Source organism: Lentibacillus sp., from assembly GCF_035301925.1.
In the GTDB taxonomy this organism is placed as follows: Bacteria; Bacillota; Bacilli; order Bacillales; family Amphibacillaceae; genus Lentibacillus.
In genome coordinates, this window is the sequence record NZ_DATGTI010000074.1 from 1 (window position 1) to 10,531 (window position 10,531).

General features: G+C 42.8%; 14 protein-coding genes. 3 read left to right on the plus strand and 11 right to left on the minus strand.

Annotation, left to right across the window (positions count from 1 at the left end):
• The 4 genes from VK080_RS06470 to VK080_RS06485 form a co-directional block, all read right to left on the minus strand.
• Positions 1-667: DEAD/DEAH box helicase family protein (locus tag VK080_RS06470; RefSeq protein WP_324223955.1), on the minus strand; the 667-nt coding region annotated here is incomplete at its 3' end.
• Between the two features lie 88 nt (positions 668-755).
• Positions 756-1,598, minus strand: a complete 843-nt coding sequence (locus VK080_RS06475) for a DegV family protein (protein WP_324223956.1) — start codon at positions 1,596-1,598, stop codon at positions 756-758.
• Positions 1,599-1,716: 118 nt separating this feature from the next.
• Positions 1,717-2,046 (minus strand): hypothetical protein, encoded by a 330-nt coding sequence (locus tag VK080_RS06480; protein ID WP_324223957.1) that lies wholly within the window; start codon positions 2,044-2,046, stop codon positions 1,717-1,719.
• A gap of 15 nt (positions 2,047-2,061) precedes the next feature.
• The gene (locus VK080_RS06485) at positions 2,062-3,330 is read right to left on the minus strand and encodes an alpha/beta fold hydrolase (protein WP_324223958.1); all 1,269 of its coding nucleotides are present in this window, start codon (positions 3,328-3,330) and stop codon (positions 2,062-2,064) included.
• A 108-nt stretch (positions 3,331-3,438) separates the two neighbouring features.
• Between VK080_RS06485 and VK080_RS06490 the strand changes: the two genes are divergently transcribed.
• Both VK080_RS06490 and VK080_RS06495 read left to right on the plus strand, forming a co-directional pair.
• On the plus strand, positions 3,439-3,723 hold the full coding sequence (locus VK080_RS06490; protein ID WP_324223959.1) for a DUF1433 domain-containing protein: 285 nt from the start codon (positions 3,439-3,441) through the stop codon (positions 3,721-3,723).
• Positions 3,724-3,799: 76 nt separating this feature from the next.
• Entirely contained in the window at positions 3,800-4,081 is a 282-nt protein-coding gene (locus VK080_RS06495) for a DUF1433 domain-containing protein (RefSeq protein ID WP_324223960.1), read from the plus strand.
• A gap of 131 nt (positions 4,082-4,212) precedes the next feature.
• On the opposite strand, the gene VK080_RS06500 is transcribed toward VK080_RS06495, so the two are convergent.
• Both VK080_RS06500 and VK080_RS06505 read right to left on the minus strand, forming a co-directional pair.
• Positions 4,213-4,905: a response regulator transcription factor gene (locus tag VK080_RS06500; RefSeq protein ID WP_324223961.1), complete on the minus strand. Its 693-nt coding sequence runs from the start codon at positions 4,903-4,905 to the stop codon at positions 4,213-4,215.
• 142 nt (positions 4,906-5,047) lie between these two features.
• Entirely contained in the window at positions 5,048-6,187 is a 1,140-nt protein-coding gene (locus tag VK080_RS06505; RefSeq protein WP_324223962.1) for a sensor histidine kinase, read from the minus strand.
• Between the two features lie 149 nt (positions 6,188-6,336).
• On the opposite strand from VK080_RS06505, the gene VK080_RS06510 reads away from it, so the two are divergent.
• The gene (locus VK080_RS06510) at positions 6,337-6,969 is read left to right on the plus strand and encodes a YigZ family protein (protein ID WP_324223963.1); all 633 of its coding nucleotides are present in this window, start codon (positions 6,337-6,339) and stop codon (positions 6,967-6,969) included.
• Positions 6,970-7,092: 123 nt separating this feature from the next.
• On the opposite strand, the gene nagB is transcribed toward VK080_RS06510, so the two are convergent.
• The 5 genes from nagB to VK080_RS06535 form a co-directional block, all read right to left on the minus strand.
• The gene (gene nagB / locus VK080_RS06515; protein WP_324223964.1) at positions 7,093-7,818 is read right to left on the minus strand and encodes a glucosamine-6-phosphate deaminase; all 726 of its coding nucleotides are present in this window, start codon (positions 7,816-7,818) and stop codon (positions 7,093-7,095) included.
• Positions 7,819-8,994, minus strand: a complete 1,176-nt coding sequence (gene nagA / locus VK080_RS06520; protein WP_414672222.1) for an N-acetylglucosamine-6-phosphate deacetylase — start codon at positions 8,992-8,994, stop codon at positions 7,819-7,821.
• Between the two features lie 199 nt (positions 8,995-9,193).
• Positions 9,194-9,337 carry a hypothetical protein gene (locus VK080_RS06525; RefSeq protein WP_324223966.1) on the minus strand — a complete coding sequence of 48 codons (144 nt, stop codon included), beginning with the start codon at positions 9,335-9,337 and terminating at the stop codon, positions 9,194-9,196.
• A 212-nt stretch (positions 9,338-9,549) separates the two neighbouring features.
• The gene (locus tag VK080_RS06530) at positions 9,550-10,041 is read right to left on the minus strand and encodes a VanZ family protein (protein ID WP_324223967.1); all 492 of its coding nucleotides are present in this window, start codon (positions 10,039-10,041) and stop codon (positions 9,550-9,552) included.
• 11 nt (positions 10,042-10,052) lie between these two features.
• A partial coding sequence (locus tag VK080_RS06535) for an anti sigma factor C-terminal domain-containing protein (RefSeq protein ID WP_324223968.1) occupies positions 10,053-10,531 on the minus strand: 479 nt, incomplete at its 5' end.

Genomic DNA, 10,531 nt, shown 5'->3' on the forward strand with positions numbered 1-10,531 from the left:
CAAAAGCACGGCGGAAGCGGAGCAGTTGGTGTGTGGTGGCAATGATCAGCTGAGCGCTCCCATCCTTTTCCAAACTGCCGCCGTAAAGACCCTGGATGTAGACGCCCGAGAATGCCTCACGCAGGCGCGGCAGTAATTCCCTTACAACATCCGTCCTGGGTGTGGCAATACAGACGCGCATGCCCAATTTCAAGGCTTCTGATATCCCCGGGAAAAGCATCTCCGTTTTTCCGGCACCACAAACCGCCCAGGTCAGCAGCTCCCTTTCACGGTCCTGAATGACCTGAACAATACGGTTTGCCGCTGTTTGCTGTGCATCGGTCAATTCACCGTTCCATGTACAGGCATTTGGATAACTTGGCCAGGTTGCATCAGGACCAGTCCATTCATATAACGCTTCACATGCCGTCACCCGTCCCATCTCAATGCATTTCCGGCAGTAAGCATGCGTTTTATGGCATCGGTGGCAAGGGATTTGCCCAAATAATGATTGCTTTTGATTGCCGCAACGCTGACATTGGTAATGGGACCATTTTCTCCTGATAGAAAGCTTTGGCGTAAAATAATTAGCGTTTAGAAGGTGTTCGAATAAGGGGTCATCAATGAGGATCTCTTTTCGCAACAGAAGTTTACCAGCATAACGTCTGCTGAGTTCAATATCGTCCATGATTTCACGCTCCTGATAGAATGGATGGTTGACAAGTGGGAACGGAACCGGCATGACAGCCGATTCCGAGAGAGAACCAGTGGTTATATTACTTTTTATACCAAACAGCGCCGAGTGCACCTTCGCCAAGGTGGGTGCCGATGACAGGCCCGAAATAGCTGATCATCGTATCCATGTTTGGAAAATCGGCATCAAATTTATCTTTCAGCTCGGCTGCAGCTGCTTCATTATTGGCATGAATAAAGGCAACTTTAAGCTCTTTTCCTTCTTTCGCATCTGCTTCCAACATGCCCATAATCCGATTCAATGCTTTTTTCCGGGTACGGATTTTTTCAAATGGAACGATTTTTTTGTCGACGAAATGAAGTACCGGTTTAACCTGAAGCAGACTCCCAACAAGTGCCTGGGCACCGGTCAGACGTCCGCCGCGCTGCAAATGGCTTAGGTCGTCGGCCATAAAGTAGGCCCGGATACTTTGCTTTATATCATCAAGCCGTTCAATGATAGCTTCCGGGGATTTTCCAGCTTGAGCCAATTCTGCCGCTTCAAGCACGTAAAAACCCTGCCCCATGCAGCTCAATTCCGAATCATACGGATAGACGTCAATTCCCTCGACCATTCCTGCCGTACTGACAACCGCCTGATAGGTGCCGCTTATACCACTTGATAAATGAATTGAGATAACCGCATCGTAACTCTCCGCAAGTTCCTCAAGTTTTTCGGTTATCATACCGATCGACGGCTGTGATGTTTTCGGCAGTTCCTCCACTTCTTTCACTTTTTGATAAAATTCTTCAGTCGTGATATCAATTCCTTCACGGTAGGCGTCATCACTGAACACCACACTCAGCGGAACCATATGAATATTATGCTGGTCAATCAGCTTTTCGGGGATATAGGCTGTACTATCCGACATTACAGCAATTTTCATCGCGTACATTCTCCTCATACTTGTACTATTTTCTATTATTCTACATGAATTTTAGGTGACATGCATTGCTAAACAATCACTTTCTGGAAGGTAATTACAGGAGGTGTGGTTTTGGCCCTTAAATTTTAAAGGACTCAATGAAAAGTTGCATCTCCATATTGACGCGTCCCATTTTCAACGTGTTATCGGCAAAACGGGAGTCCAGTGCTTTTTTGGCTTTACCGTCAAAATGATGGTTGATTTTATTGAGGATTTGATCGTGATGGTCTGGTATAGAGGCTGTCGTGCGGCCGTGCTTTAAATACGCTTTAAAGATCGCGTTTGCTTCCTGCAGATTGGCATGAACACGGGACTTAAGTTCTTCCTTTTGTACACCTTTTTCCATTTGTTCCTTCCAAAAATCATTTAATTCCCTGTCACCAACAATGCTGTACCCGTTATATCCCAACAGGAATCACCTTCTTTAACTTTGTTTAAATCCCAGCCACTGGGCAAGTAACTGGTCTGTTTCATCAAAGTCATTTCCTATTTTCTCCATATGAAAAGCAATTTCTCCGGTATCAGATCTTACTTTCTGCAAAAGGTATAAAATTTCCTCATAATGATCCGCATCAAACATGACGGGGACGCTATGATCATATGTCCCATACTGCCTGAAAACGTCTTCAACATCTTCTGCAGACAGTTTATCATAATTCCCCGAACCTGCAACACGCAAATACTTACTTTTGATAGTCGTTAATGTATCAATATAATAATCATAAAAGTTTTTAAAGGATTTCTCAGTTTTCTCGATCAAATGAGCATTGTCTTCAACCTCACGTGCGTACATTTTCATGATTTCCGATTTAATGAGGATACTGAAATTGTGAACACCATTATTTTTCATTTTCAATGGAGAATTTTTCAACTGAGTATGTAACGTGCCATCATATAATATCTCGGATCGAAAATAGCCGTTCTCATCAAACAATTTATCGACAGCATAGTTTTCATTGACAGCATGTGTATCAAACCATCTCCCATTAACATCAGAAGGATCACTCATGTAGTAAACCGATCCAATTGCTTGATCAAACCAGGTACCGACGACATCATCCGGATAAGTATAAGAAATGATTTGATTTTTGAAATCCCCATTTTTTACTTGCTTTTGCTGTTCATCTGTCAAAAGATGATAAGTGGGAGCAGATGCAAATGCAATGGCTTCTGTATCATGCTGCACAGCAAAATATTCAGCCAGACCGCCGCCAAGCGAGTGACCGACAAATGTAACATTATCTTTCCCGTATTTCTCTATGTATTGATCGACAATCGGGGCGGCTTTCGTAAACTGATTTTCATTCAAGATTCTAACATTTCCATCTTCATCTAATTCCGCATGTCCACCGGCTATCAATTGATCTTGCACCGGTGATCCCGTGTATTTATGCTCCGTATTTCCGGTGTAGGATTGATCGCCGAGAACAATACCAAAAACATCCGTCTCCAGATCATTTACAGCCTCCCCCATCCCGCGGTTAAGCTGTGTTCCCTCAAAGCTGATGACGACTTCCCCGGTATTTTCATTTTTCAGGACATACCCGTGGAGGCCGGTGTCTTCGTCTTTGAAGTTGTGTTGGGTTTCCCAGACGATATGCTCTCCATTTATTTTTACGGGAACCATTTTTACATCTACTTCATAACTTTGATCTGCAATTTGAACTGCTTCTTTTTCAGTCAAATGCCCCATAGTCATTCACTCCATTATATTGTAAACTATATATAAGAGGTGATTCAATTGAAAATAATACGTCTATTCATTATATTAATTATTATTATACTATTAGGAGGATGCTTTGTGAATACGGATGAAAATAAATTTGATAAAAAAACAATTGAAAAAGCCAAAGAAAAAGTTGAAAGCTATATACGTAATAATTATGAAAACATTGAAACTATAGAATTCAACAACGACGACTATGTAAGTGGCATGGGAGGCTTAATGATACGAGGAACAGTTAATGAAGAAGCAGGTTTCTCCGCTAAAATTGATCCGGAAACATTTCAAGTCGGAAGTATTGGATTAAAAACCGGATTTCCCAACATGAAGGAAGAATGCAAAGGTGAGATTTGTGATTATTAAGGAAAGGACTGTATTGTTATTATTAATACCTATCAGTATCATTTTCACCTTTTCAATCCTGCTGGCAGGGTGCTCGATGAACAAACAACAACATTATGATGATAAAACAATCCAGATAGCAAAAGAAAAAGTCGAAAGCTATATACGTAATAACTATGAAAACATAGATACAATCGAATTCGATAACGATGATTACTCAAGCCCTATGGGAGGAATGATGATAGATGGGACGGTAAACGGGAAAGCCGGTTTTTCTGCAGACATCGATCCAAAATCATTTCGAATAGGAAGCATGGGGTTAAAAAAAGGTTTTCCGGAAAGAAAGGAAGAATGCAAAAAGGAAACCTGTGATTATTAACTGGAGTGTTTAGATTGAAAGTAAAACACTTATCTATTTTTCTTAGCTTTTTGATTCTCTAACCAACTTTTCCCACAATACACCGCAGCCAAACGACTGCGGCATATAAATGGGGTTTTGTGAAGGCAGACCTACCCCTGCACCTCGACCCAGCCTTTGCGGATAGCCGAGACAACCGCTTGAGTCCGATCATTGACATTCATTTTTTGTAAAATATTGCTGACATGATTTTTGACCGTTTTTTCACTAATGTACAATCGTTCTGCGACATCCCGATTGCTTTTCCCGTCCGCCAAAAGCTGAAGGACTTCACACTCACGCCGGGTCAGCAAATGGAGTGGTTTATGATATTCAACTCTGCCTCCTGCCAATGTAGTCATGTTTTCATGTGCCAGACGACGATACTCCTGAACTAGATTATGTGTCACTTTCGGATGAAGATACGAACCGCCTTCACGAACGACTTTGATCGCCTCTATCAATGCGTCTGAATCCATTTCCTTTAATAGATAACCCTGTGCACCTGTTTTCAATGCATGTGTTACATAGCTTTCATCATCATGGATCGAGAGGATGATGACATAAGTATTCGGATATTTTCTTACGAGATCTGATGTAGCCTGTACCCCGTTTACTTTTGGCATGTTGATATCCATCAAAACAACATCCGGTTTATGCTGCCGGACCAGTTTGGATGCAACATTGCCATCGTCACCTTCAGCAATGACTTCAAAAGAAGGTTCGAATTCAAGAATGCGTTTTACACCTTCACGAAATAACTTATGGTCGTCAATCAATACAATTTTTGTTCGTTTATTACTCATCAAATGTTCCTCCCGAGTGATTACTCTATTTTTAGAGGTTAATTCAAATGAACGTTTACCCTATTACATTTTTTAATAGAAAAATTAGATTTTATTTCGGTTTAATTTAAGTATACTTTATATTTTACAAAACACAATATGTCTAAAAACCCGTATATGGGACTTTTATCACGATTGTTGTGCCCTCGCCGATGGTTGAATTTATTGACAGGGTGCCATCCAGCATTTCAACACGTTCCCTCATGCCAATCAATCCAAACGACTTCTCCTGTTTCTGCTCTGGATCAAACCCTTTTCCATTATCCTTGACCACCATTACGAGCATCGTCGAATTTATTTCCAGCTTCACCTTAATCAGTGATGCTTCCGCATGTTTAACCGCATTTTGCAGGGCCTCCTGCATCAAACGGAAAAACGCAATTTCATATTCTTGATGCAGCCGTTTTTCCTGACCGATCGTTGTGAATTCAATTTCAATATCATTGTAATCAGCAACGGTCGATGTATATTTTTTAATGGTTGGAATCAATCCTAAATCATCCAACGCCATCGGCCGCAGATCATAGATAATGCGCCGCACTTCGTATAAGGACGAACGAATCATTTTCCGGACACTTTTGATTTCACTGAGTGCTTCATTTACTGTTCCATCCCGAAAGGTCCGGTCGACCAGTTCCGAACGAAGGAGGATATTTGCAAGCATCTGGGCAGGTCCATCATGGATTTCCCGGGATATTTTCCGGCGCTCTTCTTCTTGTGCCTCAATAATTTTCAGCCCGAATTCCTGTTTCTCTTTAGCCTCTTCAATCATCTCATTAACCTGTCGGAAATCATCACTAAGGTAATTGAGAATGACAGATATTTTGCTCGCTAGCCCTTCTGCGCGTTTAATCGTTTCATTGAGCGACAACAGACGACGCTCGAGTTCATCGCGCTTATCCCGCAACACTTTTTCTTCCTGACGCGAAATGGCTAGTTTTGTCTGCATGGCATGTGTTTTCTCATAGACTTCACGGATTTCATTTTCGGAATGCTGGTCAAAATCTCTGCTGACCTCGGCCAAACGCTGCCTGGAAAATTGCACTTTCTGTTCCAGTTCATCGCCATCGCTGATATGTTTGGCAACTTTTTCCCGTGTTTCCTGCAGTTCCTTCTCTAACTGCCAATACTCTGTACGTGCTTCTTCGCTGATGTTGAAAATTTCATCTTTGCTGTTTTGCACCATATCAATCATGTCTTCGATTATATAATCCAGTGCTCGCTTTTCCAGTTTCTGAGCCATATATTCCCACCAGCCTATGTTATAATTAATTCGAAAGTGATTTGCCGTTTATAGGGGCTTTTTTCATACTTTCAGGAAAATTTTCCTGAATTGCCAAGTATCATCATATTCTCATTTCCAGTATAATACCTTCTGGGAGGCAATGAAACATGCTATCTAACTATTATACCGTAAAAAAAGAAGACTTTGACGAAATCATCATACAAAAGTCACGGTTTATCGGATACGTCAAACGTGTAGAAACCGAAGCAGAAGCACAGGCTTTTGTGCAGGAGATTAAAAAAAAGCACCATGACGCCACGCATAACTGCTCCGCGTATATGGTCGGCGAGCATAACCAAATCCAGAAGGCCAATGACGACGGAGAGCCAAGTGGAACAGCCGGTGTACCGATTTTGGAAGTACTGAAAAAACGGGACTTAAAGGATACAGCTGTTGTGGTCACACGGTACTTCGGTGGTATTAAGCTTGGGGCCGGTGGTCTTATTCGTGCTTACAGCAGCACAACATCAAAAGCGATTGAAACGGCCGGCGTAGTACAGCGCAGACTGATGCAAGGCATTTCGGTCACGGTAGACTATTCGCTGCTCGGAAAACTGGAAAATGAACTGCGCCATTCGGATTATATCCTTGATTCAACCAATTACCTCGACAAAGTGGAATTCATTGTGTACGTTCCTGACGGGGAAGAAGATAACTTTCGCACATGGATGATTGATCTCACCAGTGATAAGGCCGCATTTGCGGATAAAGGGACCGCTTATGTGGAGATTGATGTGTGAGCGGTTGATATCCCGTTTATTCGGTTGATTTTTTCGTTTTCTGGTTGATATCCCGCTTATTTGGTTGATATCCCTCTACCCGGTTGATATTCGTAGTTGAAATAAATTTAAAGCGGCACTGTCTTAAACTTTCGACAGTGCCGCTTCGTCTGCGATCAATATGGCATTTTCGTGCTTTTGCAGGATTGACGCCGGGAATTCCTCGGACACCATGCCGTTCACGAGGCGTTTCACAGCATCGGCTTTTTTCTCACCGGAAACGAGCAGTATAATTTGTCTGCTTTCCATAATCGTCCCAATTCCCATTGTCAGCGCTTTTTTCGGAACGTCATCCATCGACTTGAAAAAACGTGCATTTGCTTTCCTTGTGGATTCGTCCAATTCGACGACGTGGGTACGGCTGTCAACCGGCGTACCAGGTTCATTAAAGCCGATATGCCCGTTCAGTCCCAGGCCCAGCACCTGCAGATCAACATAGCCGGCATCCTTGATAAGCGCTTCATAGTCACGGCATTCCTTTTCCAAATCTTCCGCAGCACCATTGGGCAGAAAAGCCTGTTCGTCGGGCAGATCAACGTGGCTGAATAATTTTTCATTCATGTAGTACCGGTAACTGTTCGGGTCACTGGCCGCCAGCCCGACATATTCGTCAAGATTGAATGTGGTGACATTGCTGAACGATAGATTGCCTTTCTTATATTCGTCAATCAGCTTTTGATAAAGGCCTTCTGGAGTAGATCCAGTTGCAAGGCCCAGCACTGAGCTATCTGATTTTTCCATCTCATTAACCAGCAGTTCACAAGCTTTTTCACTCAGTTCATCATAATCTTTCACACGAATGATATTCATTTAATTCATCTCTCCTTTATATGCAAGTGTACCGCGGCATATCGTATATTTGATGTTTAAACCATCATCAACTAACAGTAAATCTGCATCCTTGCCCGGTTTAATACTGCCTTTTCGATCAAAAATGCTAAGCTGTTTTGCCGGGTTTTCTGATGCCATCTGTACAATATTTTGAATGGTTGCATCTTTTAACCGGAGCATATTCCGGGCACCTTCATGCATTTTTAAAATACTCCCGGCTAACGTGCCGTCTTCCAGGACAGCACGATCTACCGTCACCGTTACAGGCTGTCCGCCAAGTTCATAATCACCCGCTTGCAAACATTTTGCCCGCATCGCATCGGTTATTAGAATCAGTCGCTCACTTCCGACATTGGAAAAAATCAGCTGCATCATTTCCGGCGCTACATGAATCCCGTCTGCAATCAATTCTGCTCGCAGCTCCTCAAGCTGGAATGCCGCACCAACCGCACCAATGTCACGATGGTGGATGCCGTTCATCGCGTTGCAGAGATGTGTCAACTGCCGCAAACCGTGCGGGATTGCTTTTTTAATAGTCTCAAAACCTGCATCCGTATGCCCTGCCGACACATTGACACCAGATTCATACAGATACTTGATAAATTCCCCGGTATCATCGTGTTCCGGGGCCATGGTAATCGTCCTGATCGAATGGCCTGACAGCTGCTGCCACTTTTTAAACTGTTCAATATTCGGTTCCATAATATGTTCCAGCGGCTGAGCGCCTTTTTTGCCCGCTTCGATAAACGGTCCTTCCAAATGTACCCCAATTACTTCGGCCATTCCTTGCTTGGACTGGTAATTTGCCACATTCTCAAGTGCCCTGCTGATGTTTTCCGGTGCTTGTGTAATGGTCGTTGCCAAAAAACTTGTTGTCCCTTCAGCAGGAAGCGCATCAGCCATTGTATCAAGTGCTTTTTCCGTGGCATCCATGACATCAGCACCGGCTGCCCCATGGATATGGCCGTCAATAAATCCCGGAATCAAATTCAACCCCTGTCCATCAATCACTATGGCATCTTCCGGCGGCTGTTCTTCGTTATGTATCGCTTTGATTTTGGTGCCTTCGATTAATAAAGAACCATTCATGACGCCAGATTCTTCCGTGAAAATGGCAGCATTTTTAATATAAACTGTGTTTTTCAATCGACTCATCCCTTTAAGTACATGTTCAAAAGGGAGGATAACAAGGACCGGCCGGCTAAGTTCGCGACGGCAATCACAGGTGCCGGCACTAGCACGTCCTGTGAACATCCCTTTAAATTTTCTATTGTTAACGTAGCATATCTTTACTAAAACTGTCTATTTTAAGACAAAAAACTGCATCTCCACAACGAAATGCAGCTGCCTTTTACTAATGATTTGGTGTATACGATTTTTCACTGGATAGTTCGTTGACTAACTTTTGAATCATCTCTTCTGCAGATTGGATCTTTGAACTCTCTGTTTCTCTAATCAATTTTTTCATTAAGCGTTTATATCGTTCTTGCTCTGCCATTTAAAAACCGCCTTTAGTTATTCGTCAAAAAACGCCAAACGATTGCGGCGCATCACGAACGTCTCCACATGATCTCATACGCTTCAACCAGCCAGCTTGATTTGGCAAATTTTTGACATATTCTTTAAAACTATCCATAATCATACCACAATTTGCGGCGAAATGTTGTCGTAATACGTCGTTTTTACTAATTTTTTTAAATAGGTTCGTCATCAGCTGCGATTTTTTGTCCGGTAATACTGCAAAAAGCCTAATAAAATTGCTGCCGCCAGGGCTCCGGTACCGTCGATAAGGACATCACCAACATAAGGTGTTCGGTTTACCGTGAAACCTTGATGAAATTCATCTATAGCACCATATGCAACCGTGAACAAAAACGACATAACCAACACTGCCCAAAAACGCATCCGACTTGTCTTGCGGAACGCCACAAAGAATAAGCACATCAGAACGAAGAATACAGCGACATGCGCACCTTTGCGAAGAAAAAACTCAACAAAGCCTTCAACTCCCAACGCTGCCGTACTCACTTCCGAATGGTGATATGTAAATGAAACCCAATCAACCAATGGTGTCAAAAATGACAAATCAAACGTCCGGTCCAAAAGCGGCTTCATATCTTGTTTTTCATATGGCTGTGCCGACGAATAAAAGATGACACCCATCCAGACGATCGGCAGCAGCCAGTAAATATATTTTTTCATCGAAAATCCCCTTAACGATTATACCAGCTCCACACTTCAATGCCACCTAAGCCAAATTGGTGAAACTGTTCTTCTTCCATCAGCTTTTCGACTTCACGGATCGGCCCCGTCACAACTGCCCCATATACCTGCATGCCATTTTCACGTATATAGTCCAATCTTTTTTGGTCAATATCTCTGGCGTTATAATGGCCGTTATTAATCAGCCATTCCATATCCTGATAAAATTGATCAATTGATTCTTCAAGTGTCACATCAGAAAGTGCAAAAACGCCTGACGAAAGCCGATTATTCTCATCATAGTTTGTTTCCGGCCGCAATAACGAGACGTTCACTTCGCCAAACAGCCGCTTTTTGGCCTCCACCTCTCCGATCACAACATCCCACTCGCCAACATCCCGATACAATTTTAACGTTGTGGATTGGGCGAGGAATGGGTTGATCCCTGCACTAGTTCCATTCGATTCATCCACTTCCACTCCAGGGTATC